Origin of the sequence: Polaromonas sp. YR568, assembly GCF_943371715.1 — a bacterium.
In the GTDB taxonomy this organism is placed as follows: domain Bacteria; phylum Pseudomonadota; class Gammaproteobacteria; order Burkholderiales; family Burkholderiaceae_C; genus Polaromonas.
The window spans coordinates 224,976-250,256 of record NZ_CALRVW010000003.1 but is presented as its reverse complement, the minus strand read 5'-3'; the positions used below and the strand labels follow the sequence as shown (position 1 = coordinate 250,256).

General features: G+C 63.9%; 23 protein-coding genes. 9 read left to right on the top strand and 14 right to left on the bottom strand.

Annotated features, from left to right (window positions below; translation table 11 throughout):
• Position 1: 1 nt before the first annotated feature.
• From folE to AAG813_RS03950, 13 genes are all read right to left on the bottom strand, one after another.
• A complete protein-coding gene (gene folE, locus AAG813_RS04010; RefSeq protein WP_341912059.1) occupies positions 2-730 on the bottom strand; it encodes a GTP cyclohydrolase I in 729 nt (242 codons plus the stop codon).
• 162 nt (positions 731-892) lie between these two features.
• The gene (gene clsB, locus AAG813_RS04005; RefSeq protein WP_341912058.1) at positions 893-2,146 is read right to left on the bottom strand and encodes a cardiolipin synthase ClsB; all 1,254 of its coding nucleotides are present in this window, start codon (positions 2,144-2,146) and stop codon (positions 893-895) included.
• Between the two features lie 57 nt (positions 2,147-2,203).
• Positions 2,204-2,650, bottom strand: a complete 447-nt coding sequence (nudB, locus tag AAG813_RS04000; protein WP_341912056.1) for a dihydroneopterin triphosphate diphosphatase — start codon at positions 2,648-2,650, stop codon at positions 2,204-2,206.
• A gap of 163 nt (positions 2,651-2,813) precedes the next feature.
• Positions 2,814-4,601, bottom strand: coding sequence for an aspartate--tRNA ligase (gene aspS / locus AAG813_RS03995; RefSeq protein ID WP_341912054.1), 1,788 nt, complete (start codon positions 4,599-4,601; stop codon positions 2,814-2,816).
• Positions 4,602-4,664: 63 nt separating this feature from the next.
• Positions 4,665-5,285 (bottom strand): DUF502 domain-containing protein, encoded by a 621-nt coding sequence (locus AAG813_RS03990; RefSeq protein WP_341912052.1) that lies wholly within the window; start codon positions 5,283-5,285, stop codon positions 4,665-4,667.
• Positions 5,285-5,623, bottom strand: coding sequence for an FmdB family zinc ribbon protein (locus AAG813_RS03985; protein WP_341912050.1), 339 nt, complete (start codon positions 5,621-5,623; stop codon positions 5,285-5,287). Before AAG813_RS03985 ends, AAG813_RS03990 begins: the two co-directional genes overlap by 1 nt.
• A 170-nt stretch (positions 5,624-5,793) precedes the next feature.
• Positions 5,794-7,239: a sodium:solute symporter family protein gene (locus AAG813_RS03980; RefSeq protein ID WP_341912048.1), complete on the bottom strand. Its 1,446-nt coding sequence runs from the start codon at positions 7,237-7,239 to the stop codon at positions 5,794-5,796.
• A 44-nt stretch (positions 7,240-7,283) separates the two neighbouring features.
• A complete protein-coding gene (ubiB, locus tag AAG813_RS03975) occupies positions 7,284-8,837 on the bottom strand; it encodes a ubiquinone biosynthesis regulatory protein kinase UbiB (RefSeq protein WP_341912046.1) in 1,554 nt (517 codons plus the stop codon).
• Positions 8,834-9,418, bottom strand: coding sequence for a hypothetical protein (locus tag AAG813_RS03970; protein ID WP_341912044.1), 585 nt, complete (start codon positions 9,416-9,418; stop codon positions 8,834-8,836). Before AAG813_RS03970 ends, ubiB begins: the two co-directional genes overlap by 4 nt.
• A gap of 160 nt (positions 9,419-9,578) precedes the next feature.
• Positions 9,579-10,529: a Tim44-like domain-containing protein gene (locus AAG813_RS03965; protein ID WP_341912042.1), complete on the bottom strand. Its 951-nt coding sequence runs from the start codon at positions 10,527-10,529 to the stop codon at positions 9,579-9,581.
• A gap of 23 nt (positions 10,530-10,552) precedes the next feature.
• Positions 10,553-11,284 carry a bifunctional demethylmenaquinone methyltransferase/2-methoxy-6-polyprenyl-1,4-benzoquinol methylase UbiE gene (gene ubiE, locus AAG813_RS03960; RefSeq protein WP_341912040.1) on the bottom strand — a complete coding sequence of 244 codons (732 nt, stop codon included), beginning with the start codon at positions 11,282-11,284 and terminating at the stop codon, positions 10,553-10,555.
• Positions 11,285-11,444: 160 nt separating this feature from the next.
• The gene (locus tag AAG813_RS03955; RefSeq protein ID WP_341912038.1) at positions 11,445-11,858 is read right to left on the bottom strand and encodes a DUF971 domain-containing protein; all 414 of its coding nucleotides are present in this window, start codon (positions 11,856-11,858) and stop codon (positions 11,445-11,447) included.
• Positions 11,859-11,880: 22 nt separating this feature from the next.
• Positions 11,881-15,834 carry an FAD/FMN-binding oxidoreductase gene (locus AAG813_RS03950; RefSeq protein WP_341912036.1) on the bottom strand — a complete coding sequence of 1,318 codons (3,954 nt, stop codon included), beginning with the start codon at positions 15,832-15,834 and terminating at the stop codon, positions 11,881-11,883.
• 188 nt (positions 15,835-16,022) lie between these two features.
• Between AAG813_RS03950 and ugpB the strand changes: the two genes are divergently transcribed.
• The 5 genes from ugpB to ugpQ all read left to right on the top strand — a co-directional run bounded on the left by ugpB (position 16,023) and on the right by ugpQ (position 20,893).
• Complete coding sequence (ugpB, locus tag AAG813_RS03945; protein WP_341912035.1) at positions 16,023-17,336, top strand: sn-glycerol-3-phosphate ABC transporter substrate-binding protein UgpB; 1,314 nt, start codon at positions 16,023-16,025, stop codon at positions 17,334-17,336.
• 63 nt (positions 17,337-17,399) lie between these two features.
• Positions 17,400-18,281, top strand: a complete 882-nt coding sequence (ugpA, locus tag AAG813_RS03940) for a sn-glycerol-3-phosphate ABC transporter permease UgpA (RefSeq protein WP_341912034.1) — start codon at positions 17,400-17,402, stop codon at positions 18,279-18,281.
• On the top strand, positions 18,281-19,135 hold the full coding sequence (gene ugpE / locus AAG813_RS03935) for a sn-glycerol-3-phosphate ABC transporter permease UgpE (RefSeq protein ID WP_341912032.1): 855 nt from the start codon (positions 18,281-18,283) through the stop codon (positions 19,133-19,135). The genes ugpA and ugpE overlap by 1 nt, the downstream gene beginning before the upstream one ends.
• Positions 19,136-19,142: 7 nt before the next feature.
• Entirely contained in the window at positions 19,143-20,159 is a 1,017-nt protein-coding gene (locus AAG813_RS03930; RefSeq protein ID WP_341912030.1) for a sn-glycerol-3-phosphate import ATP-binding protein UgpC, read from the top strand.
• Complete coding sequence (ugpQ, locus tag AAG813_RS03925; RefSeq protein WP_341912028.1) at positions 20,156-20,893, top strand: glycerophosphodiester phosphodiesterase; 738 nt, start codon at positions 20,156-20,158, stop codon at positions 20,891-20,893. The genes AAG813_RS03930 and ugpQ overlap by 4 nt, the downstream gene beginning before the upstream one ends.
• Before the next feature lie 7 nt (positions 20,894-20,900).
• On the opposite strand, the gene AAG813_RS03920 is transcribed toward ugpQ, so the two are convergent.
• Entirely contained in the window at positions 20,901-21,191 is a 291-nt protein-coding gene (locus tag AAG813_RS03920) for a hypothetical protein (protein WP_341912026.1), read from the bottom strand.
• A gap of 127 nt (positions 21,192-21,318) precedes the next feature.
• On the opposite strand from AAG813_RS03920, the gene hemA reads away from it, so the two are divergent.
• The 4 genes from hemA to grxD all read left to right on the top strand — a co-directional run bounded on the left by hemA (position 21,319) and on the right by grxD (position 25,207).
• Positions 21,319-22,599 carry a glutamyl-tRNA reductase gene (gene hemA / locus AAG813_RS03915; RefSeq protein WP_341912024.1) on the top strand — a complete coding sequence of 427 codons (1,281 nt, stop codon included), beginning with the start codon at positions 21,319-21,321 and terminating at the stop codon, positions 22,597-22,599.
• Between the two features lie 104 nt (positions 22,600-22,703).
• A complete protein-coding gene (gene prfA, locus AAG813_RS03910) occupies positions 22,704-23,822 on the top strand; it encodes a peptide chain release factor 1 (protein WP_341912022.1) in 1,119 nt (372 codons plus the stop codon).
• A gap of 99 nt (positions 23,823-23,921) precedes the next feature.
• Positions 23,922-24,794 (top strand): peptide chain release factor N(5)-glutamine methyltransferase, encoded by an 873-nt coding sequence (gene prmC, locus AAG813_RS03905; protein ID WP_341912020.1) that lies wholly within the window; start codon positions 23,922-23,924, stop codon positions 24,792-24,794.
• Between the two features lie 92 nt (positions 24,795-24,886).
• Entirely contained in the window at positions 24,887-25,207 is a 321-nt protein-coding gene (gene grxD, locus AAG813_RS03900; RefSeq protein ID WP_341912019.1) for a Grx4 family monothiol glutaredoxin, read from the top strand.
• Positions 25,208-25,281 lie beyond the last annotated feature (74 nt).

Here is a 25,281-nt window from a genome sequence, read left to right as displayed (position 1 = left end):
CTTAGCTGCTCTTTTTCGGGATGAGCGACAAAAATTCGCGGCGCAGGTTCGGGTCCTTGAGGAACACCCCGCGCATGACGGAATTGATCATTTTGCTGTCCAGGTCCTTCACGCCGCGCCAGCCCATGCAGTAGTGGCTGGCCTCCATGACGATGGCCAGGCCGTCGGGCCGGGTTTTTTCCTGGATCAGGTCGGCCAGCTGCACCACCGCTTCTTCCTGGATCTGCGGCCGGCCCATGATCCACTCCGCCAGGCGGGCGTATTTGGACAGGCCGATCACGTTGGTGTGTTCGTTGGGCATCACGCCTATCCAGAGCTGGCCGATCACCGGGCAGAAATGGTGCGAGCAGGCGCTACGCACCGTGATCGGACCAACAATGATCAGCTCGTTGAGGTGCTCGGCATTGGGGAACTCGGTGACGGTGGGACCGGCCACATAACGGCCCTTGAACACCTCGTTGAGGTACATCTTGGCCACGCGGCGCGCGGTGTTGTTGGTGTTGTGGTCGCGCTCGGTGTCGATCACCAGGCTGTCGAGCACGCCCTGCATCTTGCCTTCCACCTCGTCCAGCAACTGCTCCAGTTCGCCCGGCTCGATGAAGGCGGCAATGTTGTCGTTCGCGTTGAAGCGTTTTTTCGCCAGAGCGAGGCGTTCGCGGATCTTGACGGAGACCGGCGTGCCTTCGTCAAGAAGGGCGGGGGAATCAGGCGTATTGGATTTCATAAGCATGGGCAGATGTTACCAGTCTGCCTCAAAACAGCCATGCCCCTTTTTTGCAAGGGTTTTAGGCCTCCAGCCCTTGATAGCCGTGCACTGACAGCTATGAATTAAGGAGCAATTCCAGCGCCAGCGGGAGAACGGGCCGTGTGCCGCCAGGGAAACGGCGCGGGCTCAATAACGCTGGCCGGCGATCAAGAGGGCCAGGCGCATCAGGGCGTAGGCGATGTAGTCCAGCACCCGCTGGCGCCAGGGCCGGCGGCTGTAGATGTCCGGATCCAGCCGCACGCCGCTGGTGGTCATGGCCAGCACCAGGCGCTCACGCAGGGCCTGCGCAAAGCCCGGGTCCTGCACCACCACATTGGCCTCGCGCGCCAGCAGCAGGCTCAGGGGATCGAGGTTGGACGAGCCGACGGTGGCCCAGCGCCCGTCGATCACCGCCACCTTGGCGTGCAGGAAACCGGCGTCGTATTCATGGATTTCCACCCCCGCGGCCAGCAGCGCGCCGTACACCGGCCGCGCCGCATGGTATTGCATGAAGTATTCGTAGCGGCCCTGCAGCAGCAGGCTCACCTTGACGCCGCGCCTGGCAGCCCGGATCAGGGCCCGGCGCAACTTTCCGCCCGGCACGAAGTAGGCATTGGCAATGATGATTTCGTCCCGCGCCTTGCCAATGGCCTTGCGGTAGGCGCGTTCGATGGTGCGGCGATTGCGCAGGTTGTCGCGCAGCAGCAGGCCGGCGGTGTCGCTGCGCCCGCGCGTCGTGCGAGGAGAGGCGCCGGGACCCAGCCCCCGGGACCGGCCACCGTAACCGGCCGCCTTGACCGCTTCCCAGGCGGCGAGCAGGTGGCGCTGGCGCGCGCTGTAACCGGCTTCCACCCGCCACCAGAGCAGCGCCATGGCGTCGGAAGCTTCCACAGCCAGCGGCCCGGTGACTGCCACGGCAAAGTCGAAACGCGGCTCCGTCAGTGGCCCGTGGTTGGGGTCGTAAAAATCGTCCAGGATGTTGATGCCGCCGCAAAACACGATGTGTTCATCGACCACACACAGCTTGCGGTGCAGGCGGCGCCAGCGTTCGGGGACCAGCAGCCCCAGCGCCGCAAACCGGCCGCGGCCCAGCGGCGCGTAAACCCGCCACTGCACCCCGGCCTGGTCGAACTTCTCCTGCCATTCCGGGGAAATGCGGTCGGTGCCTATGCCGTCGACCAGCACCTGAACCAGCACACCGCGGCGCGCCGCCCGGACCAGCGCCTCGGCAACGTCCGCACCCTGCCCGTGGACATCGAAAATATAGGTTTCCAGCTGCACCCAGCCCGTGCCCGCGTCGATCGCCTGCACCAGCGCCGGGAACAGCGCCTGCCCGCCCTGCAGCAATTGCAGCGCGGACGCGGACGCGGGGGATGGGGACGGGGAAGAAAGCGGGGCCATGGTCTCGGGTGGGGATGGTCGCGCCGGCGTCGGGTTCAGGCCGGCCACAGGCGAGGGTCAAGCGGCAAATTTTGGCAGCATCAGCACGGCCTCGGCATTCGAGGGGGAAAAACACCGGTCTGCCGCTTCGCGCCAGGGCAGCCACTGCCAGGCACGGTGTTCGCGGGGGCTGAGCGTGACGGCCGTGCCCGGCGGCACACACAGGCTGAAGACATGTTCGGTGTTGCGCGTCACGCCCGGCGCGTAGCGATGCCGCCAGACCGGGTAGATCTCATAGACGTTGGCCAGCGCCCAGTCCCGGAAATCTTCCGGCCGCGCTGAAATGCCGGTTTCCTCCAGCACTTCGCGCGCGGCGGTCAGCGCCAGGGGCTCATCCAGCGCGTCCATGGAGCCGGTGACACTTTGCCAGAACCCGGGCTGGTCAGCACGCTCGATCAGCAGCACCTCCAGCGCCGGTGTGTGAATGACAACCAGCACCGACTCGGGAATCTTGAAGGAAGTCATGGGCTGGGTCCTCTTCTGTCTGGACAGACCACGCGGCGCGGGCGCTGAGCGGCCCCCGGCGCGCACCGTACCCATGGCCTGTTTTTACAGGACAAATGGCATCCAGCCCAATAAACACGGGCGCCAGCAGCTATCAATATCGCAGCACGTCGCTGCACCGGCATCAGACCGGCTGCGGATTGCGTAGGCGGATGTGCAGCTCGCGCAGCTGCTTCTCGTCGACCGGGCTGGGTGCGTGCGTGAGCAGGCATTGCGCGCGCTGGGTCTTGGGGAAGGCAATCACGTCGCGGATGGACTCGGCGCCCGTCATCATGGTCACGATGCGGTCCAGGCCGAAGGCCAGGCCACCGTGCGGCGGCGCGCCGTACTGCAGCGCGTCGAGCAGGAAGCCGAACTTCTCCTGCGCTTCTTCCGGCCCGATCTTCAGGGCGTTGAAGACCTTGCTCTGCACCTCGGCGCGGTGGATACGCACCGAACCGCCGCCTAGCTCCCAGCCGTTGAGCACCATGTCGTAGGCCTTGGCAATACATTTGCCGGGATCGGTGTCCATCCAGTCCTCATGGCCGTCCTTGGGCGCGGTGAAGGGGTGGTGCACCGCGCTCCAGCGCTGGCCTTCCTCGTCGAATTCGAACATCGGGAAGTCCACCACCCACAGCGGCTTCCAGCCGGCGGTGAAGATGCCGGTCTTCTTGCCGAAGGGGCTCAGGCCGACTTTCAGGCGCAGCGCGCCTATGCTGTCGTTGACCACCTTGGCCTTGTCGGCACCGAAGAAAAGGATGTCGCCGTTCTGCGCACCGGTGCGCTTGAGGATCTCGGCCACCGCCGCGTCATGGATGTTCTTGACGATGGGGCTTTGCAGGCCGTCGCGGCCTTTGGTGATGTCGTTGACCTTGATCCAGGCCAGGCCCTTGGCGCCATAGATCTTGACGAACTCGGTGTAGCCGTCGATCTCGCCGCGGCTCATCTCGGAGCCGCCCGGCACGCGCAGGGCGACCACGCGGCCGCCCGGTGTGGTGGCCGGTGCGCTGAAGACCTTGAAGTCCACATCGGCCATCACGTCGGTCAGCTCGGTGAACTCGAGGTTGACGCGCAGGTCGGGTTTGTCGGAGCCGAAGCGGTGCATGGCGTCGGCATAGGCCATGACCGGGAATTCGCCGAGGTCGGTGGCCAGCACGGTCTTGAAGATGTTGCTGATCATGCCCTGGAACATGTCGCGGATGTCCTGCTCGCCCATGAAGGACGTCTCGATATCGATCTGCGTGAATTCGGGCTGGCGGTCGGCGCGCAGGTCCTCGTCGCGGAAACACTTGGTGATCTGGTAGTAGCGGTCGAAGCCGGCCACCATCAGCAGCTGCTTGAACAGCTGCGGGCTTTGCGGCAGCGCGAAAAACATGCCTTCGTTGACGCGGCTGGGCACCAGGTAGTCGCGCGCGCCTTCCGGCGTGCTCTTGGTCAACATCGGCGTTTCGATGTCGATGAAACCGTTGGCGTCGAGGAACTTGCGCGTTTCCATGGCCACGCGGTAACGCAGCATCAGGTTGTTCTGCATGTAGGGCCGGCGCAGGTCCAGCACGCGGTGCGTCAGGCGCGTTGTCTCCGACAGGTTGTCGTCGTCGAGCTGGAACGGCGGCGTCACGCTGGGGTTGAGCACGGTCAGTTCGTGGCACAGCACTTCGATCTTGCCGCTTTTCAGCGCGTCGTTGGCCGTGCCGTCCGGGCGGGCGCGCACCAGGCCCTTGATCTGCACGCAGAACTCGTTGCGCACGCCCTCGGCCGTCTTGAACATGTCGGCGCGGTCGGGGTCACACACCACCTGCACATACCCCTCTCGGTCGCGCAGGTCGATGAAAATCACGCCGCCGTGGTCGCGCCGGCGATTGACCCAGCCGCACAGGCTCACAGTCTGGCCCATCAGGGCCTCGGTCACCAGACCGCAATAGTGGGAACGCATTTGGGAAGTCATAGATAAATCGCTTTGCTTGTGGGCGCTCGCGCGCCGGGGGCTGGTACTTGATTATTTGGGCTTGTAGCTGGCGGCGCTGCCGGGCACCACCACACCCATGGAAATCACATAGGTCAGGGCTTCGTCCACACTCATTTTGAGTTCAATGCAGTCGGCCTTGGGCAGCATGATGAAATAGCCGCCGGTGGGATTGGGTGTCGTCGGGACATACACACTCAGGTAGTCCCCCTGCAGGTGGTTGGCCACATCGCCGCCCGGCATGCCGGTCTGGAACGCGATGGTCCAGACGCCTTCGCGCGGCCACTGCACCAGCAAGGCCTTGCGAAAGGCATTGCCGTTTTCCGAAAACAGGGTGTCGGAAACCTGCTTGACGCTGGAATAAATGGACCGGACGATGGGAATGCGGCTGAGCAGGGCATCCCACCAGCTGACCAGCTTTTTGCCGAGAAAATTGGTCGCCAGCGCACCTATCGACAGCACGATGGCCAGTGCCAGCAAGACACCGAAGCCCGGGAGGTGAAAACCCAGCAACTTGTCGGGATGCCAGTCCGCCGGAAGGATTTGCAGCGTCTGGTCCAGCGTGCCGATGATCCAGTTGAGCAGCCAGACCGTGACCGCGAGCGGCACCAGGACCAGCAACCCGGCCAGCAACCATCGACGTATCGGACCCATCAGCTCGCCTTGGCAGGGCCGGAAGGGGCCGGCGCAGGAGCGGGTGCAGCCGCAGGGGCCGCCGCAGTTTTCCCCGCCGGCTCGGCGGGCTTGCTGTCTGCTGCGGCAGCCGGGGCATCGCCGCCGCTGACGGGCGGAACCGCGGTGGCACCGCCGCCGCCGCGAAAATCAGTCACGTACCAGCCCGAACCCTTGAGCTGGAAGCCGGCCGCGGTGAGCTGCTTCTTGAACGCGGGCGCGCCGCACTGGGGGCAGTCGGTCAGCGGGGCATCGGACATTTTTTGCAAAACGTCCTTGGTATGCCCGCAGGACTCGCATTTGTAAGCGTAGATTGGCATGGTTTCAGAGGTTTTGTCAGAGGGGGTGCTGTCCCGAAGTGGCCCTCAGGATGCAAAACCTTCAATTATAGGCGCTGCGGCTCACTGCAGCCGCCCCCAGACTGGCCAAGTGCGGGCACCGGGCGCCCCCACCCGCGCGGGCGAGCGCCTGGCCATCCTGGTGGCGCCGGTCAGCCCTCGGTGGACAGCCGGTGGTGGCTGCCGCGGCTGTTCTCTATCGTCTGCGGCGTCAGGGAGCCCACCAGCATGCCCAGCGTGGCGGCCAGCACACCCGCCAGCTGGGCGGGGAACTGCTCGCCCAGGGTACTGAAGGTGAACAGCAGCCAGGTCGCAATGCCGCAGACCACCGAGAAAATGGCGCCCTGGGTGCTGGCCTTTTTCCAGTACAGCCCAAACACCAGCGGGACAAACGCGCCGACCAGGGGCACCTGGTAGGCGCCCGACACCATGTCGTAGATCGAGGTGCCCTGCATGAAGATGGCGTAGCTCAGGACCAGGGCGCTGAAGATCAGCACGGTGGTCCGCATCAGTTTGAGTTCACGTTTGTCGCTCATGCGCGGCTTGAACTGGCGCCAGATGTTCTCCACAAAGGTCACGCTGGGGGCCAGCAGGGTCGCCGACGCGGTGGACTTGATGGCCGACAGCAAGGCGCCAAAAAACAGCACCTGCATGATGAAGGGCATTTTTTCGAGCACCAGCGTCGGCAGGATTTTCTGCGGATCTTCCTTGAGCAGCAGGGCCGTCTGCTCCGGCATGATGATCAGTGCGCTGGCCACCAAAAACATCGGGACAAAGGCAAACAGGATGTAGAAGATGCCGCCGATGACCGGCCCCTTGGTCGCCGCGCTCTGGCTGTTGGCCGACATCACGCGCTGGAATACGTCCTGCTGCGGAATCGAGCCAAACATCATGGTGATGGCCGCGGCAAAGAAAAACACCATGTCCCTGAAGTTCGGTTCCGGCCAGAACCTGAACATGTCCTGGCTGGTGGCCAGGGCAACGACCTTGTCCGCGCCGCCGGCCAGGTTGCCGGCAAAAATGGCCAGCACGGCCAGGCCGGCGACCAGCACAATCATCTGGATGAAGTCGGTCACCGCGACCGACCACATGCCGCCGAACAGGGTGTAGGCCAGCACCGAGGCCGTGCCGATGATCATGCCGGTGGTGGTGCTGATGGCGCCGCCCGACAGGAGGTTGAACACCAGACCGAGCGCCGTGATCTGGGCCGCCACCCAGCCGAGGTAGCTGATCATGATGATGATGGAGCAGGCCACCTCGATGGTGCGGCCGTAACGCTCGCGGTAGTAGTCGCTGATGGTCAGCAGCGACATCTTGTAGAGCTTGCCTGCAAAAAACAGGCCCACCAGGATCAGGCAGGTGCCGGCGCCAAAGGGGTCTTCCACCACGCCGTTCAGGCCGCTGCTGACGAACTTCGCCGGGATGCCGAGTACGGTTTCGGAGCCGAACCAGGTCGCGAACGTCGTCGTCACGATCATGATCAGCGGTAGATTGCGCCCCGCGATCGCATAGTCGGCGGTGTTTTTGACGCGCCGGGCGGCGTACAGACCGATGATGATGGTGATCAGAAGATAGACAAAAACCAGGGTCAAGAGCACGGCGATCTCCTCAGGAATGCGTGATTATCACCAGATTTTCCGGCTCAAAAAAGCCGGATTCTCAGCACAATTTGCATGGCCAGCAGGCCCAAAGCAAAACCCAGACCACCATAAATCAGGCTTTGCAGCAGTTTGTTGGTGCGCCGCTGCTCCTGCAGCAGCGCCTGAAGCTCCTGGCGGTTTCCGCCGCTCTGGCCCTTGAGGTATTGCTGCAACAGGCGCGGCAGGCCGGGCAACAGCTTGGCGTAGGTCGGCGCCTCGGCCTTGAGTTGCTCCAGCAATTTTTCCGGCCCGACCTGCTCGAGCATCCAGGTCTCCAGAAAGGGCTTGGCCGTGCTCCACAGGTCCAGCTCGGGGTCGAGTTCCCGGCCCAGGCCCTCGATGTTGAGCAGGGTTTTCTGCAGCAGCACCAGCTGCGGCTGGATTTCCACGTGGAAACGGCGCGAGGTCTGGAACAGGCGCATCAGCACCATGCCCAGAGAAATCTCCTTGAGCGGCCGGTCGAAATAGGGTTCGCAGCAGGCACGTATGGCCGACTCCAGCTCATCGACCCGCGTCTGCGGCGGCACCCAGCCCGATTCGATGTGCAGCTCGGCCACGCGTTTGTAGTCGCGCTGGAAAAAGGCGCTGAAATTCTGCGCCAGGTATTCCTTGTCGACCTCGGTGAGCGTGCCGACGATGCCGAAGTCCAGCGAGATGTAGCGGCCGAAGGTCGCCGGGTCCAGGCTGACCTGGATGTTGCCGGGGTGCATGTCGGCATGGAAAAAGCCGTCGCGAAAGACCTGGGTGAAAAAGATGGTGACGCCGTCACGCGCCAGCTTTTTCATGTCCACGCCGGCGTCGCGTAGCCGCTGGGTCTGGCTGATGGGCACGCCGTCCATGCGCTGCATCACCATCACATCGGGCATGCAGAAATCCCAGACCATTTCCGGAATCAGCACCAGGTTCAGATCCTGCATGTTGCGGCGCAGCTGGGCCGCATTGGCGGCTTCGCGCAGCAGGTCGAGCTCGTCATGCAGGTACTTGTCGAACTCGCCCACCACCTCGCGCGGCTTGAGCCGCTTGCCGTCGGCCGACAGGCCTTCGACCCAGCCAGCCATCATGTGCATCAGCGCCAGGTCTTTTTCGATGGCCGGCAGCATGTTGGGACGCAACACCTTGACCGCCACCTCGCGGCCACCGGGCAGCGTGGCGAAATGGACCTGCGCAATCGAGGCGCTGGCGACGGGCTGGCGCTCGAAGCTCGCAAAAATCTGGGCGATCGGCCGGCCGAAGGCCTTCTCGATGATGGCAATGGCCACATCGGAGTCGAACGGCGGGACGCGGTCCTGCAGGCGGGCCAGCTCGTTGGCGATGTCCAGCGGCAGCAGGTCGCGGCGGGTCGACATGACCTGGCCGAACTTGACAAAAATCGGTCCCAGGCTTTCCAGGGCTTCGCGCAGGCGCTCGCCGCGGGGTGCTTTCAGGTTCCGGCCCAGCGACACGACACGCGTCAGCCTCCTGACCCAGGGCCGGGTGAAACTGGAAAGCACCAGTTCGTCGAGGCCGAAGCGCAGCACCGTCCAGACAATGAAGACGCCCCTGAACAGGCGGCTCATGCGGAAGCTTTCGGAGGCTCCGTGACCGGCGGCACACCGGGCTGCGCCGGGACCACGGCTGAAGAAGAAGGCCGCGGTGCCTGGGCCAGAAACTGCCGCAAGCCCGCCAGGCCCTGGCGCGCCGCGCTGGCCAGCGTATGGGCCGGCACGTCGCCGATCAGGCGCGACAGGTCTTCCTCCACATCCCAGCGCAGGTTGTCCGCCAGCCAGCCGAGTTCGGCGGCCAGCTGGACATCGCCCTCGATCTTGACCGGCGGCGCTTTGCCTGCCAGCACCGACTGCAGCACCACGCCCGGTGATTCCGCCACCACCGCGAGCAACAGATCTGGCCTGGTCGCGGCCGGTGCACGGTCCACCAGTCCCGCGGGGGTGATCAGCAAATCCAGCGCAAACACACCCCAGCGGACATGGATCACGCTGCCCTTTTTTCGCAAAAGACGGTTTTGCGCCTCTTTTTCCTGCATCAGGACATGGTTGAGCAACAGCACCAGCTTCTGCTGCCCTTCATCAACCGCCCAGGCGGGGGGCTGAAAACGGGTGGCCAGGGACTGCAGAAAAGAAAATGGGGACGTGGTATTCATACGTCCCCGATTTTGCAGCAGATTGAAAAAGCCCCTTCACCGCGCCAGCGATTGAAGGGGCTTTAGTTCAGTAGGGGCCGCGGATCCGGCTCTGCCGGTCCGCAGCCGCAGCGCCCCGTCGGGGGGGCAGCGACCCGCGCAGCGGCGGAGCGTGGGGGCCTTATTGCAGAGCCTGGACGCCTGCGACCAGCCAGCCGCCACCGTTGCGCGGCTTGGTCATGTTCCAGACTTCGCGGAACGGGCTCGGGCCCGCCGACGCGTCTTCACGGATCATGCCGGAGAACTCCACGCTGGCCATGTAGACGTCGCTGAGCTCTTCAATGCCCAGCAGCTGGGCATCAAGCATGACCACGTCGGTCTTGTTGGCCACACCGCCGGTGTGTGATTCACGGTCGGCCAGCTGCGCCTTGATCTGCTCGAGCATCTCGTCGGTCATCATGGCGCGCAGGCTGTTGACATCGGAGCGGTCCCAGGCGTCCTGCAGGGTCACGAAATTGGTCTTGCAGGCCTTGAGGAAGCCTTCGGCATCAAAACCCGCAGGGACACCCCAGGACTGCGAACCACCGAGGGAGGAACCGATCATCGATCCGCCGGCAGCGGCACCCGCGCCGGTCTTGTTGGCCTCAAACGCCATGCTGCCGCGCTCCCAGGGCCGGGCCGAGGCGTCGTTGCCGACATTTTCGGGGCTGTAGTTGCGCGGTGTGGTGGCGTTGCCCGCCCCCTGCATGGCGTAAGGCGTCGCGCCCTGCCCGTTGTTGGCCTTGAGCCTGCGCATGATGAAGCCGACAGCCACCATCACCAGCATGGCGAGCAGGGCAAACATGATGATCTGCCCGAAAGCGCCGCCCAGACCGAGCGAGGATGCCAGCCAGGCCAGACCCAGACCCGCGGCCAGACCGCCCAGCATCGCGCCCCAAGGCTTCTTGGGCGCTGCCGCAGCGGCCCCGGTGTTGGCCGGCGCAGCCGGTGGTGTCGCCTGCCGTTGCGTCACGTTGGACGATTGCCGTCCGACGGAGCCGCCGCCGCCCATGCGTTTGGCTTCCGCAGGCGCGTACGCCAGCAGCATGGTGGTGGCCAGGACAGCCGCCAGAATCGCAGACCAAAGTTTCATACCGTCTCCTCTAATTAAATATCTCAACACTTGATTCCAACATGCAATGCCACTACCCCGCCGGTGAGGTTGTGATAGTCCACATGGCCGAAACCACCTTTATGCATCAGGGCCTTTAGCTCTTCCTGGCTGGGATGCATGCGGATGGACTCCGCCAGATAGCGGTAACTCGAGTCGTCGTTGGCCACCAGCTTGCCCAGCCGGGGCAAGACCTTGAAGGAATACCAGTCGTAGGCTTTCTCCAGCGGCTTGGCGATTTTGGAGAATTCCAGCACCAGCAGCTTGCCACCCGGCTTGAGCACGCGGTTCATCTCCCTGATCGCCTCGTCCTTGTGCGTCATGTTGCGCAAACCGAAAGCCACCGTCACCAGATCGAAGCGGCCATCGGGAAACGGCAGGTGCTCGGCATCACACACGGTGGTCGGCAAGACCTTGCCGGCGTCGAGCATGCGGTTGCGGCCTTCGCGCAGCATGGCTTCGTTGATGTCGGTGTGCACCACGCAGCCGGTGCTGCCGACCTTGGGGGCGAACGCCAGGGCCAGGTCGCCGGTGCCGCCGGCGATGTCCAGCACGTACTGGCCCTCCCGGACATCGGCCACCATCACGGTGTAGGCCTTCCAGACCCGGTGCAGCCCCATGGACATCAGGTCGTTCATGACGTCGTATTTCGGCGCCACGGAATCGAACACGCCACGCACGCGGCGCGCCTTGTCCTTTTCGTCAACCGACTCAAATCCGAAATGGGTGCTGCTCATAAGGTAATGCTAGGGGTGAATGCCGGCGATTCAAGTGACAACCCTGCCCCCGATTGGGGCATTGCCGCCGATTTATGTTGAAAAACAACAGCTGCGCGCCAACGCCGGGCGCCAGCAGCTATGAAAAATATAGCGAGCGAGGGTTTGCCCGCATCCACCATCAATGGCTGCCGCAGGCATGGCCGCCCGCCGCCATCATGGGCGCATCGCGCTGCATGCCGGCCGCCTCCAGGCGCTGCGTGTAATCGGCCCACAAACGCGCCTGCTCCGACCCCAGAAAGTAGAGGTAGTCCCAGGAAAAAATGCCGCTCTCGTGGCCGTCCGAAAACACCGGCTTGACCGCGTAGTTGCCGATGGGCTCGAGTTCGACCACCGTGACCTCGCGTTTGCCGGTCTGCAGCACCTCCTGGCCAGGGCCGTGGCCCTGGACTTCGGCCGAGGGCGAATAGACACGCATCAGTTCGAACGGAATCCTGAACTCGCTGCCGTCCGAAAACGCGATCTCGAGCACCCTCGACTGGGCGTGCACGGTCAGCGCGGTGGGCGTGGGGGTGTCGGGAGTGAGGCCTGCCATGGTGTTCTTTCTGAAAGGATGCCTAAACCAGCACGCGTTCGATGCCGCCGTTGTTGGCCGCTTCGACATAAGCGGGCAACCACTCCTTGCCCAGGATCTGGTTGGCCATTTCCACCACGATGTAATCGGCTTCCAGCAAACCGTTTTGCAGGTCGTCGCCGTAACGGGTCAGGCCCTGCAGGCAGCTCGGGCAGCTGGTCAGGATCTTGACGTTGCCGGTGTCGGCCACGGCACCACTGGCGCGCAGTTTGGCTTCGTCCTTGCGTAGCTCTTCTTCCTTGCGAAAGCGGACCTGCGTGGAGATGTCCGGTCGCGTCACCCCCAGCGTGCCCGACTCGCCGCAGCAGCGCTCGGACTTGAGCACCTGGTCGCCGAGCAGGGCCTTGACGGTTTTCATCGGCTCCTGCAGCTTCATCGGGCTGTGGCAGGGGTCGTGGTACAGATAACCCTGGCCCGGCTGGTCCGTCCTCAGGGTGATGCCTTTTTCCAGCAGGTACTCGTGGATGTCGATGATGCGGCAGCCGGGGAAGATCTTGTCGAATTCATACCCCTGCAGCTGGTCGTAACAGGTGCCGCAGCTCACCACCACGGTCTTGATGTCCAGGTAGTTCAGCGTGTTGGCCACGCGATGGAACAGCACCCGGTTGTCGGTGATGATTTTTTCGGCCTTATCGAACTGGCCGCTGCCTTTTTGCGGGTAACCGCAGCACAGGTAACCCGGCGGCAGCACGGTCTGCACGCCGGCATGCCAGAGCATGGCCTGGGTCGCGAGACCCACCTGCGAGAACAGGCGCTCCGAACCGCAGCCGGGGAAATAAAACACCGCCTCGGTCTCGGCCGTCGTGTTGGCCGGATTGCGGATGATGGGAACGTAGTCCTTGTCCTCGATGTCCAGCAGCGCACGCGCGGTTTTCTTGGGCAGGCCGCCGGGCATCTTCTTGTTGATGAAGTGGATCACCTGCTCCTTGACCGGCGCCGGACCGACCGTCGCGCGCGGCCTGGCCGTCTGTTTGCGCGCCAGGCGCTTGAGCAGCTGGTTGGCCACACGCTGGGCCTTGAAGCCGACGTCCACCATCGCGCCGCGCATGAATTTGATGGTTTGCGGGCTGGTGGCGTTGAGGAAGAACATGGCGGCCGCATTGCCGGGACGGAAGGACTTCTGCCCCATCTTGCGCAGCAGGTTACGCATGTTCATGGACACCTCGCCGAAGTCGATGTCCACCGGGCAGGGGCTCAGGCACTTGTGGCAGACCGTGCAGTGGTCGGCCACGTCCTCGAACTCTTCCCAGTGCTTGATGCTGATGCCGCGCCGCGTCTGCTCTTCGTAGAGAAAGGCTTCCACCAGCAGCGAGGTCGCAAGGATCTTGTTGCGCGGGCTGTACAGCAGGTTGGCGCGCGGTACATGGGTGGCGCAGACCGGTTTGCACTTGCCGCAGCGCAGGCAGTCCTTGACGCTGTCGGCAATCGCACCGATATCCGACTGCTGCATGATCAGCGACTCGTGGCCCATCAGGCCGAAACTCGGCGTGTAGGCGTTGGTCAGGTCGGCCAACAGACTCTCCGGCGCGGGCTTATCAGTCTTTTTGGCCTTCAGCCCAATTCCGGCGGGCGCAGTCAGCTCCTGATTTCGTAGCAGCTTACCCTTGTTGAAACGCCCCTCGGGATCGACCCGCAGCTTGTAATCGGCAAACGGCTGCAGCTCGGCGTCGGTCAGGAACTCCAGCTTGGTGATGCCGATGCCGTGTTCGCCGGAGATCACGCCGTCGAGCGAACGCGCCAGCACCATGATGCGGGCCACTGCCTCATGCGCGGTCTGCAGCATCTCGTAGTCGTCGCTGTTGACCGGCAGGTTGGTGTGTACATTGCCGTCGCCGGCATGCATGTGCAGGGCGGCCCAGACGCGGCCCTTGAGCACCTGCTTGTGGATGGCGCTGCACTCGGCCAGGATGGGCGCAAAGGCCGCGCCCGAAAAAATCGTTTGCAGCGGCGCGCGCAGCTGGGTTTTCCAGCTGGCGCGCAGCGAATGGTCCTGCAGCTGCGGGAACAGCGTGTCCACATCGCGCAGCCAGCCCGACCACAATGCGCGCACCTCGGCGATCAGCGTGACGGCCTGGCCGACGCGGTCTTCCAGCAGTTCGGCCGAAGGGATTTCGCCGGCGTCGTCCGACTTGCCCAGCGGCAGCTTGCCCTTGAGGAAAAACGCCTCCAGCGCATCGCACAGCCTGACCTTGTTGGCCAGGCTCAGCTCGATGTTGATGCGTTCAATGCCGTCGGTGTATTCGGCCATGCGCGGCAGCGGAATCACCACGTCCTCGTTGATCTTGAAGGCGTTGGTGTGGCGCGAAATCGCCGCGGTGCGCTTGCGGTCCAGCCAGAACTTCTTGCGGGCATCGGGGCTGATGGCAATGAAACCCTCGCCGCGGCGCGAGTTGGCGATGCGCACGACTTCCGAGGTCGCGCGCGCCACCACGTCGGCGTCGTCGCCGGCGATGTCGCCGAACAACACCATCTTGGGCAGGCCGCCATGGGTCTTGGACTTGGTCGCGTAACCGACCGCTTTCAGGTAGCGGTCGTCGAGGTGTTCCAGGCCGGCGAGAATGGCGCCGCCGCGCTTCTGCTCGGCGAACATGAAATCCTTGATTTCAACGATGCTGGGCACCGCGTCCTTGGCATTGCCAAAAAATTCCAGGCAGACGGTGCGGGTGTGCGCCGGCATGCGGTGCACGATCCAGCGCGCGCTGGTGATCAGGCCGTCGCAGCCCTCCTTCTGGATGCCGGGCAGGCCGCTGAGGAACTTGTCGGTCACGTCCTTGCCCAGGCCTTCCTTGCGGAAGGTCTTGCCGGGGATGTCGAGGCGTTCGGTGCGCACCGGCGTTTTGCCGTCCGCCTCGAAATATTTCAGCTCGAAGCTGGCCATCTCGGCGTCGTGGATCTTGCCCAGGTTGTGGTTCAGGCGGGTGACTTCCAGCCACTGCGCTTCGGGCGTGACCATGCGCCAGGAGGCGAGGTTATCCAGCGCCGTGCCCCAGAGCACGGCCTTCTTGCCGCCGGCATTCATCGCGATGTTGCCGCCTATGCAGGAGGCTTCGGCCGAGGTCGGATCCACCGCAAAAACATAACCACCGCGTTCGGCCGCATCCGCCACACGCTGCGTGACCACGCCGGCTTCGGTCCAGACGGTGGCCACGGGATGGTCCAGCCCGGGCAGGGCCACCTGCTCGACCTCGGTCATGGCCTCGAGTTTTTCGGTGTTGATGACGGCCGACTTCCAGCTCAGCGGAATCGCGCCACCGGTGTAGCCGGTGCCGCCGCCGCGCGGAATGATGGTCAGCCCGAGCTCGATGCAGCCCTTGACCAGACCGGCCATCTCGACTTCGGTGTCCGGCGTCAGCACCACAAAGGGGTATTCGACGCGCCAGTCGGTGGCATCGGTCACATGCGAGACACGCGACAGGCCGTCGAACTTGATGTTGTCCTTGAGCGTGAATTTGCCCAGCCGGCGCGCGGTCTGACGGCGCAGCTCGGCCATATCCTCGAACGAGGTGGAAAAACGGCTGACGGCGGCGCGTGCGGTTTCGAGCAGTTCGCCCACAACGGCATCGCGCTGGCTGTCCGCCTCGGGCGTGCGGCGTTTTTCGACTTCGGAGAGGCGGTGCTGCAGGGCTTCGACCAGCATCCGGCGGCGTTTGGGGTTGTCCAGCAGGTCATCCTGCAGATAGGGGTTGCGCTGCACCACCCAGACATCGCCCAGCACCTCGTACAACATGCGGGCCGAACGGCCGGTGCGGCGCTCGTCGCGCAGCAGGTTCAGCAGGTCCCAGGCCCGTTCGCCAAGGAGGCGGATCACGACTTCGCGGTCGGAAAACGAGGTGTAGTTGTAGGGAATCTCGCGGATGCGGGCTTGCCCATGCTCCGCGTCGGGTGTCGCGTCGGCAGCGAAAACGTTCAGGTCTTGGAGGGTGTCAGGGGCGTTCATCGTGGGGGAAATTCCGCCGCGCTCAGCGGCCGTGCGTGCTGTGGGCCTATGTTACCGCAGTGCCACAAGACCCTGAGGCTGTCGCCCGCCTCATGGAAATCCCGCTGGTGAAAGCCCCGCGGATCCGATTAAATCCCTTTGTCACAATCAGTTTGTACACTGACCGTTACCCCAACTCAGGAGTTTTGATGAAGAACCGTTTTACGGCGGCGGCCCTTGCTGCCTGCGCTTTTTGCCTTCCGCTTGCCAGCCAGGCACAAACCGAAGTCCAGTGGTGGCACTCCATGGGCGGCGCCCTCGGCGAATGGGTCAACGACCTGGCCAAGGACTTCAATGCCAGCCAGAAAGACTACAAGATCACGCCCACCTTCAAGGGCAGCTACGCTGAGTCGATGACCGCCGGTGTGGCCGCCTACCGCGCCGGCAATGCGCCGCACATGATCCAGGTGTTCGAGGTGGGCACCGCGACCATGATGGCTGCCAAGGGCGCCACCGTGCCGGTCGCCAAGGTGATGGCCGACGCCGGCCTGAAATTCGATCCCGCCGCCTATGTGCCGGCCGTCGCCGGCTACTACACGGCCCCCAACGGCCAGATGCTGAGTTATCCCTTCAACAGCTCGACGCCGGTGTTCCATTACAACAAGGACGCGTTCAAGGCTGCCGGCCTGGACCCCGAGAAACCACCGACCACCTGGCCTGAAGTCGCGCTGGCCGCGGCCAAACTCAAGGCCTCCGGCCACAAGTGCCCGTTCACCACCAGCTGGATCAGCTGGACGCAGCTCGAGAGCTTCTCGGCCTGGCACAACGTGTTGTACGCGACCAAGAACAACGGCTTTGGCGGCACCGACACGCGCCTGGCCTTCAACAGCCCGCTGCACGTGCGCCACATTGAAAACCTGGGCAACATGGCCAAGACCGGCCTGTTTGTCTACAAGGGCCGTGAGAACAAGGCCGACGCCACCTTCGTGTCGGGCGAGTGCGCCATGGCCACCGGCTCGTCCGCCCTGGCGGGCAGCGTCAAGCGCAACGGCAAGTTCGGCTACGGCACCGGCACCCTGCCCTACTACCCTGACGTGCAGGGCGCACCGCAGAACACCGTGATCGGCGGCGCCAGCATCTGGGTGATGTCCGGCAAGAAGCCCGAGGAATACAAGGCTGTGGCCGCTTTCCTGAACTACCTGTCCAGGCCGGAAGTGGCGGCCGCCAGTCACCAGCGCACGGGTTACCTGCCGGTGACCAAGGCCTCGTTCGAGCTGACCGAAAAATCCGGCTTCTACAAGCAGAACCCCGGCGCCGATGTGTCGGTCAACCAGATGATCCGCAAGACCACCGACAAATCGCGCGGCGTGCGCCTCGGCAACTTCGTGCAGATCCGCACCATCATCGACGAGGAACTCGAAGGCGTGTGGCAGGGCAACAAGACGTCGAAAGATGCGCTGGACAATGCGGTCAAGCGCGGCAACGAGCAACTGGAGCGTTTCCAGAAGGCAAATAAGTCGTAAACTTCTGCGATTCTCCCCAAAAAAACAAGGCCCCATGAGGGCCTTGTTCGTCAATAGGCCTCCATGGAAAAACGAGTTCTTTTTAAATCGCCCTGGCTGCCGTGGGTGCTGATCGCGCCGCAGATGGCGATCATTCTGGTGTTCTTTTTCTGGCCGGCCGGCCAGGCGCTGTACCAGAGCGTGCTGCAGGAAGACGCCTTCGGCTCGACCCGGGAATTCGTCGGCCTGGAGAACTTCCGCCGCCTGTTCGCCGACCCCGGGTATATGGATTCGTTCCGGATCACAGCCGTTTTCTCCGCGCTGGTCTCCGTCGGCGGCCTGGCCATTTCGCTGCTGCTGGCAGTGATGGCCAACCGCGTGGTGCGCGCCGCCGGCATCTACAAAACGCTGCTGATCTGGCCTTACGCGGTGGCCCCTGTGGTTGCCGGCGTGTTATGGCTGATGATGTTCGCTTCTCCCTACGGCGTGATCCGCTACGCGCTGATCGAGATGGGCTTCAACTGGGACCACGTGCTCAACGGCAACCACGCCATGGCGCTGATTGTCATGGCGGCCATCTGGAAGCACATCTCCTACAACTTCCTGTTTTTCCTGGCAGGGCTGCAATCCATTCCGCACTCGCTGATCGAGGCCGCCACCATTGACGGCGCCAGCCCCTGGCGGCGCTTCTGGACCATCGTGTGGCCACTGCTGTCGCCCACCACCTTCTTCCTGCTGGTGATCAACGTGGTGTATGCCTTCTTCGAGACCTTCGCCATCGTGGACGCCGCCACCAACGGCGGGCCGGGCAAGGACACATCGATCCTGGTCTACAAGGTGTATTACGACGGCTTCAAGGCCATGGACATCAACGGCTCGGCCGCCCAGTCGGTGGTGCTGATGGTGATCGTGATCGCGCTGACCGTGGTGCAGTTCAAGTTCGTCGAGAAGAAAGTGAACTACTGATGGTTCAGAAAAATCCCGTCCTCGACTTCTTCTCGCATCTGATTCTCATCATCGGTGTGGTTGTGGTTTTCTTCCCGATCTACGTCACCTTCATCGGCTCGACGCAGACCGCCACGCAGATCATGACCAGCAACCCGATCTCGCTGCTGCCGGGCAGCAATTTCCTCGAGAGCTACCGCCTGGCCCTGTTCGGCGGAAAGACCGAAGCCGGCGCCAGCATAGGCGCTGCCGGGCCGATGATGCTGATCAGCCTGTCCAGCGCGCTGATCATCGCCATCGGCAAGATCGCAATTTCGCTGCTGTCGGCCTTTGCCATTGTCTACTTCCGCTTTCCCGCCAAGAACCTGGTGTTCTGGATGGTCTTTGTGACGCTGATGCTGCCGGTGGAAGTACGTATCGGGCCGACCTACGAAGTCGTGGCCAGCCTCGGCATGCTCAACACCATGCAGGGCCTGACGGTTCCGCTGATCGCTTCGGCGACGGCCACCTTCCTGTTCCGCCAGTTCTTCCTCACGGTGCCTGACGAGCTGGTCGAAGCGGCACGCATGGACGGTGCCGGCCCGATGCGGTTTTTCAAGGACGTGCTGCTGCCCCTGTCCAAAACCTCGATGGCAGCGCTGTTCGTGATCCAGTTCATCTATGGCTGGAACCAGTACCTGTGGCCACTGCTGGTGACCACCGACGAACGCATGTACCCCATCGTCATGGGCATCAAGCGCCTGATTTTCGGCGAGGTCTACGTCGAGTGGAACGTCGTCATGGCCACGGCCATCCTGGCCATGCTGCCGCCGGCGATCGTTGTCATCCTGATGCAGAAGTGGTTCGTCAAGGGCCTGGTAGACACTGAAAAGTAAAAAAGATATGGCTTCAATCCAACTCAAAGACGTCGTCAAGAAGTACGGCAAGGGCAAGCAGGAACTGCAGGTCATCCACGGCGTCAATGCCGACATCGCACATGGCGAATTCATCGTCATCGTCGGGCCGTCAGGCTGCGGCAAATCCACCCTGCTGCGCATGGTGGCCGGCCTGGAGGAAATCTCCGGCGGCGAGATCTCCATCGGCGAACGGGTGGTCAACGAACTGGAGCCGGCCGAGCGCGACATCGCCATGGTCTTCCAGAATTACGCGCTGTACCCGCACATGAGCGTGTTCGACAACATGGCTTACGGCCTGAAGATCAGGAAGATGCCGATCGCCGAGATCAAGCAGCGCGTTGACAAGGCTGCCGGCATTCTTGAACTGGGCCACCTGCTGGACCGCAAGCCGCGCCAGCTCTCGGGCGGCCAGCGCCAGCGCGTGGCCATGGGCCGCGCCATCGTGCGCCAGCCGCAGGTGTTTTTGTTCGACGAGCCGCTGTCCAACCTGGACGCCAAGCTGCGCGTGCAGACCCGCCTGGAAATCCAGAAGCTGCACCGCGAACTCGGCATCACCTCGCTGTTCGTCACGCACGACCAGGTCGAGGCCATGACGCTGGCGCAGCGCATGATTGTCATGAACGCTGGCCGCATGGAGCAGTTCGGCACGCCCGAAGAGGTCTACAACCGCCCGGCCACCACGTTCGTGGCGAGTTTCATGGGCTCACCGCCGATGAACCTGCTCAAACACGCGCCCAACGCCGACTTCGGCGGCCGGCCCGGCACCATCCTCGGCATCCGCCCCGAACACCTGCAGGTCGGCAGCACGGGCTGGGCCGTCCAGGTCGACACGATGGAGATGCTGGGTGCCGAGCGCCTGGTGTACTGCCGTTTCGGCGACGAATTCCTGATTGTCCGCACCGATGAAAGCCAGGCCACGCCCGAGATCGGCGCCACCATCCATGTCGCCCCTCGCGTCGACCGGCTGCACTGGTTCGACGCCGAAACAGGCAAGCGGCTTTGACACCCTGGCCCTATCCGCGCTGGATCGCCCACCGCGGAGCGGGCAAGCTGGCGCCTGAGAACACACTGGCCGCCTTCCGGCTCGGTGCCAGCCATGGCTACCGCATGTTCGAATGTGATGTGAAGCTCAGCGCCGACGGCGTGCCCTTCCTGATGCATGACGCCACGCTGGAACGCACCACCAGCCGCCGGGGCACCGGCGGTGACCACCCCTGGGAAGCGCTGTCGCGGCTGGACGCCGGCAGCTGGCATTCACGCACTTGGGCCGGCGAGCCGCTGGCCAGCCTGGACAACGTCGCGCGTTATTGCCTGCGCAATGGCTATTTTCTGAACATCGAGATCAAGCCCACCCCGGGCGCGGAAGCGCAAACCGGCACCGTCGTGGCCAACGCCGCGGCCCGCCTGTGGGAAGGCGCCGCCGTGCCGCCGCTGCTGACCTCGTTCCAGCCCGCCGCGCTGCAAGCCGCCCAAGCCGCGCAACCGCAGCTGCCACGTGGCCTGCTGCTCGACAGTTTGTGGAAGGGCTGGCTGGAAACAGCACTGACGCTGGACTGCGCGGCGCTGGTCTGCAACCAGGCCCTGTGGGACAGCTCCTCCGTCCTGCAGGCCAAAAGCGCCGGATTTCGCTGCCTGAGTTACACCGTCAACGATGAATGGGCGGCCCAGCGCCTGCTCGATCTGGGGACCGACGGCATCATCACCGACCGGATCGACCTGTTCGCGCCCGACGCCTGAACAGCGTTCAGGCTTTCCAGCCGCGCAGCAACAGCCACTGGCAGGTCGCCGCGCCCACGACCAGCAGGGCATAACTGGCCATCTTGCCGTCGCGACCAAAAATGGCCAGCCCGGCCACCAGCAGGATCAACGATGCTACAAAAACAATAGCTATCTGCGCAGGTACGGAAAGGGCCAACGGCCTGTTTGATCTGAAAAATCGGGCAAAAACCCGGGCCATCAGCACCACGAACAGCGCCACAAAGGCGGCCGGAGCCATGAAATTGAGCAGCTGGTTGGTCAGGTTGAGTGCGGTCATGCCGGTGGCGGATTGGGAGAGTCGTTCGAAAGGGCCGGTCGCGCCTTCGGCATCCCCGCTTGCCCTGTATCAAGGGCATTGAAAGAATGTCCGCGTCCGGCCACCCCTTCAATTTTATAATCGGGCCATGTCAGTCTGGACCTTGGGCATCAACCATACCACCGCACCGCTCGATTTGCGCGGCCGGTTTGCGTTCGCCATCGACCAGATCGAGCCCACTTTGCGGGGCTTGCGCGAGTCGCTGGCGCGCCAGCCCGAAGCCACGCTGCTGTCAACCTGCAACCGCACCGAGATCTATTGCGCCGGCGACAAGTCCGACCTCGAGCACACGCTCGAATGGCTGGCGCACCGCGGCGGTGTCTCGCCGGCCCTGCTGCGCTCGCATGCCTACACCCTGGAAAACGACCACGCCGCGCGCCACGCCTTTCGCGTCGCCAGCGGGCTGGACTCCATGGTGCTGGGCGAGCCGCAGATCCTGGGCCAGATGAAGGATGCCGTTCGTGCCGCCGAAGACGCCGGTGCCATGGGCACGACACTGCACCAGCTGTTCCAGCGCTCCTTCGCGGTCGCCAAGGAAGTCCGCACCAGCACCGAAATCGGCGCGCACAGCATCAGCCTGGCGGCCGCTTCGGTGCGGCTGGCCGGCCAGCTGTTCGAGGATTTGAGCGACATCAAGGTGCTGTTTGTCGGCGCGGGCGAAATGATCGACCTGGCCGCCACCCACTTTGCCGCCAAAAACCCGAAAGCCATGACCGTGGCCAACCGCACCCTGGAACGCGGCGAAAAACTCGCCGGGCGCTTCGGTGCCGAGGTCATGCGCCTGGCCGATTTGCCGAGCCGCCTGCACGAGTTCGACGCCGTGATCAGCTGCACCGCCAGCACCCTGCCCATCATCGGCTTGGGCGCGGTCGAGCGCGCCGTCAAGCTGCGCAAGCACCGCCCTATGTTCATGGTCGACCTGGCCGTGCCGCGCGACATCGAGCCGGAAGTCAAGGAACTGCCGGACATCTACCTCTACACCGTCGACGATCTGGCGCATGTGGTGCAGACTGGCAAGGACAGCCGGCAGGCCGCAGTGGCCGAAGCTGAGGTCATCATTGATGCCGGTGTGCAGAACTTCATGCACTGGCTGGACCAGCGGCGCACCGTGCCGCTGATCCAGCAACTCAACGCCCAGACCGACGAATGGCGTGCGCTGGAAATTGCCCGCGCCAAAAAACTGCTGGCCAAAGGCGAACCTGTGGACGCGGTCCTCGAGGCCCTGTCGCGCGGGTTGACGCAGAAAATGCTGCACGGCGCACTCGCCGAACTGCATGCCGGCAATGCGGACAACCGCGAAGCGACGGCGCAAACCGTCTCACGGCTGTTTTTGCGCGGCAACCTGCCCAGGGAACAGAAAGAGCGTTAGCGCCACTTTCTTCGCCAGCCAGGCGGCCCGCGCACCGGGCTGCATGCGGCGCCGGCCCGGCCGGCGACCTGTCCTGAACGTTTTGCCCCTGAGGCCTTTTCCCAATGAAACCGTTTCTCCGCCAGACCCTGGACCGCCAGATTTTCCGGCTGCACGAGCTCGACGCCCTGCTGTCGGCCGCCGACGTGGTCAGCAACATGGAGCGTTTTCGCAACCTGACGCGTGAACACGCCGAGGCCAGCATCGTGGTCACGCAGTACCAGCAGCTGACAGCACGCGAGGCTGATCTGGCCAGTGCGCAGGCCATGCTGGCCGAGGCCAAAGACGACCCCGAGATGGCGACCATGGCGGAAGAAGAAATCACCGCCGCGCAGGCCGACATTGCCCGGCTGGACGAAGCCCTGCAGCTGATGCTGATCCCCAAGGACCCGGACGATGCGCGCCCGGCGTTCATCGAGATCCGCGCCGGCGCCGGCGGCGATGAGTCCGCGCTGTTCGCGGCCGACCTGTTTCGCATGTACACGCGTTACGCCGAGCGCAAGCGCTGGGCCGTCGAGATCATCAGCGAATCGGTCAGCGAGCTCGGCGGCTACAAGGAAGTGGTGCTGCGTCTGGACGGCCCGCCCGATGCCCTGGGCGTCGGCGTTTACGGCAAGCTGCGTTTCGAGTCGGGCGGCCACCGCGTGCAGCGCGTGCCGGCCACCGAAACCCAGGGCCGCATCCACACCAGCGCCTGCACGGTCGCCGTGCTGCCCGAACCCGACGAGGCGGTGGCCATCCAGATCAACCCGGCCGACCTGCGGATCGACACCTACCGCGCCAGCGGCGCCGGCGGCCAGCACATCAACAAGACCGACTCGGCGGTGCGCATCACCCACCTGCCGACCGGCATCGTGGCCGAGTGCCAGGAGGGCCGCAGCCAGCACGGCAACAAGGCCCAGGCGCTGAAGGTACTGACCGCCCGCATCCATGAAAAAGACCGCTCCGAACGCGCCGCCAAGGATGCGGCCATGCGCAAGGGCCTGATCGGCAGCGGTGACCGCAGCGACCGGATACGGACCTACAACTTTCCGCAGGGGCGGCTGACCGACCACCGTATCAACCTGACGCTGTACAAGCTGCTGTCCATCATGGAAGGCGATCTGGACGACGTGGTCACCGCCCTGCAGGTGGCACGCGGCGCGGAACTGCTGGCGGAGCTGGAAACCTCGTCGAACGGTTGAGGGCTGAATCTTCAATGCAAAATTGGCCGTCAGCCCTTGATTGACAAGCGCCATCAGCTCCTGTTTTCATAGCAATTCACCGTGTCTGAACCTCTCCCCGTGAACACCCTCACCTGCGCGCAGGCACTGACGGCCGCCCGCACATTCGGGCTGGAGCGTCTGGACGCCCAGCTGCTGCTACTGCACACATTGGGCAAACCCGGCGCTGACCGCGCCTGGCTGCTCACGCATGACACAACGCCCTTGCCGCAGGAGGCAGCGCGGTGGTTTCAAGAACTCAGCCTGCGCCGCGCCGCCGGTGAGCCGCTGGCCTATCTGGTCGGCAGCAAGGAGTTCTTCGGCCTGGAACTGCAGGTCGATGGCCGCGTGCTGGTGCCGCGTCCGGACACGGAAACCCTGGTGGAATGGGCCCTGCAACAACTGGCCCAAGCGGGCATGCCGGCGTCCGCCCGGGTGCTCGACCTGGGCACCGGCAGCGGCGCAATTGGCCTGGCACTGAAAAAAACCCGGCCCGCGATCGACGTCACGGCGGTGGATGCCAGCAACGACGCGCTGGTGGTAGCGGCCGCCAACGCCGGGCAGCACCAGTTGCCGGTCCATTTTCTGCAAAGCAACTGGTTCGAAAATGTAAGCGGCCGCTTTCACCTGATCGTCAGCAATCCGCCCTATGTGGCCGACGCCGACCCGCATTTGCCCGCCTTGCGCCATGAGCCCCTGCAGGCCCTGACAGCCGGGAAAGACGGCCTGGACGATCTCCGGCGGATCATCGCGCAGGCGCCAGCCTACCTGCAGCCGCAGGGCTGGCTGCTGCTCGAACACGGCTACGACCAGGCCCGGGCGGTGTGCGAGCTGCTTGAGCAACGCGGTTTTACCGATGTGCAGAGCCGGACAGACCTGGCCGGCATCCCCCGCTGCTCGGGAGGGCGCTGGCCCGACCCTGCTCCGGGCACCGGCAGCGAAACGGCAGGATAATCACCCATTGATTTACCGCTTCTGACATCCATTTATTCGAGCAAAGGCCGGCTTTCTTCGGTCGCCCAACACCCCATCCAAAGGACCCCCTCATGAGCGATACCCAGCAACGCATTGACCAGATCGTCAAATCCAGCGAGGTTGTGCTTTTCATGAAAGGCACGGCCCAATTTCCCATGTGCGGTTTTTCCGGACGCGCGATCCAGGTGCTCAAAGCCTGCGGCGTGACCAAGCCCGTGACGGTGAACGTGCTCGAGGACGAAGAGATCCGCCACGGCATCAAGGAATACAGCAACTGGCCGACCATTCCCCAGCTGTATGTGAAAGGCGAATTTGTCGGCGGCTCGGACATCATGATGGAGATGTACCAGAACGGCGAGTTGCAGCAGGTGCTGGGCACGCCCGCCGAGTAAATAGCCTCCCGGCCCTTTCCGCAGACCTTCCGGTCACCGGCAGGTCGTCCTGCACTCGGGCCTGTGCCGACGTC

What these genes read in the sequence shown, in the direction of transcription:
- folE (WP_341912059.1), bottom strand. Translation starts at nt 730, where the DNA reads ATGCTTATGAAATCCAATACGCCTGATTCCCCCGCCCTTCTTGACGAA.
- clsB (WP_341912058.1), bottom strand. Translation starts at nt 2,146, where the DNA reads ATGGCCCCGCTTTCTTCCCCGTCCCCATCCCCCGCGTCCGCGTCCGCG.
- nudB (WP_341912056.1), bottom strand. Translation starts at nt 2,650, where the DNA reads ATGACTTCCTTCAAGATTCCCGAGTCGGTGCTGGTTGTCATTCACACA.
- aspS (WP_341912054.1), bottom strand. Translation starts at nt 4,601, where the DNA reads ATGCGTTCCCACTATTGCGGTCTGGTGACCGAGGCCCTGATGGGCCAG.
- AAG813_RS03990 (WP_341912052.1), bottom strand. Translation starts at nt 5,285, where the DNA reads ATGGGTCCGATACGTCGATGGTTGCTGGCCGGGTTGCTGGTCCTGGTG.
- AAG813_RS03985 (WP_341912050.1), bottom strand. Translation starts at nt 5,623, where the DNA reads ATGCCAATCTACGCTTACAAATGCGAGTCCTGCGGGCATACCAAGGAC.
- ubiB (WP_341912046.1), bottom strand. Translation starts at nt 8,837, where the DNA reads ATGAGCCGCCTGTTCAGGGGCGTCTTCATTGTCTGGACGGTGCTGCGC.
- AAG813_RS03970 (WP_341912044.1), bottom strand. Translation starts at nt 9,418, where the DNA reads ATGAATACCACGTCCCCATTTTCTTTTCTGCAGTCCCTGGCCACCCGT.
- AAG813_RS03965 (WP_341912042.1), bottom strand. Translation starts at nt 10,529, where the DNA reads ATGAAACTTTGGTCTGCGATTCTGGCGGCTGTCCTGGCCACCACCATG.
- ubiE (WP_341912040.1), bottom strand. Translation starts at nt 11,284, where the DNA reads ATGAGCAGCACCCATTTCGGATTTGAGTCGGTTGACGAAAAGGACAAG.
- AAG813_RS03955 (WP_341912038.1), bottom strand. Translation starts at nt 11,858, where the DNA reads ATGGCAGGCCTCACTCCCGACACCCCCACGCCCACCGCGCTGACCGTG.
- AAG813_RS03950 (WP_341912036.1), bottom strand. Translation starts at nt 15,834, where the DNA reads ATGAACGCCCCTGACACCCTCCAAGACCTGAACGTTTTCGCTGCCGAC.
- ugpB (WP_341912035.1), top strand. Translation starts at nt 16,023, where the DNA reads ATGAAGAACCGTTTTACGGCGGCGGCCCTTGCTGCCTGCGCTTTTTGC.
- ugpA (WP_341912034.1), top strand. Translation starts at nt 17,400, where the DNA reads ATGGAAAAACGAGTTCTTTTTAAATCGCCCTGGCTGCCGTGGGTGCTG.
- ugpE (WP_341912032.1), top strand. Translation starts at nt 18,281, where the DNA reads ATGGTTCAGAAAAATCCCGTCCTCGACTTCTTCTCGCATCTGATTCTC.
- AAG813_RS03930 (WP_341912030.1), top strand. Translation starts at nt 19,143, where the DNA reads ATGGCTTCAATCCAACTCAAAGACGTCGTCAAGAAGTACGGCAAGGGC.
- AAG813_RS03920 (WP_341912026.1), bottom strand. Translation starts at nt 21,191, where the DNA reads ATGACCGCACTCAACCTGACCAACCAGCTGCTCAATTTCATGGCTCCG.
- hemA (WP_341912024.1), top strand. Translation starts at nt 21,319, where the DNA reads ATGTCAGTCTGGACCTTGGGCATCAACCATACCACCGCACCGCTCGAT.
- prfA (WP_341912022.1), top strand. Translation starts at nt 22,704, where the DNA reads ATGAAACCGTTTCTCCGCCAGACCCTGGACCGCCAGATTTTCCGGCTG.
- grxD (WP_341912019.1), top strand. Translation starts at nt 24,887, where the DNA reads ATGAGCGATACCCAGCAACGCATTGACCAGATCGTCAAATCCAGCGAG.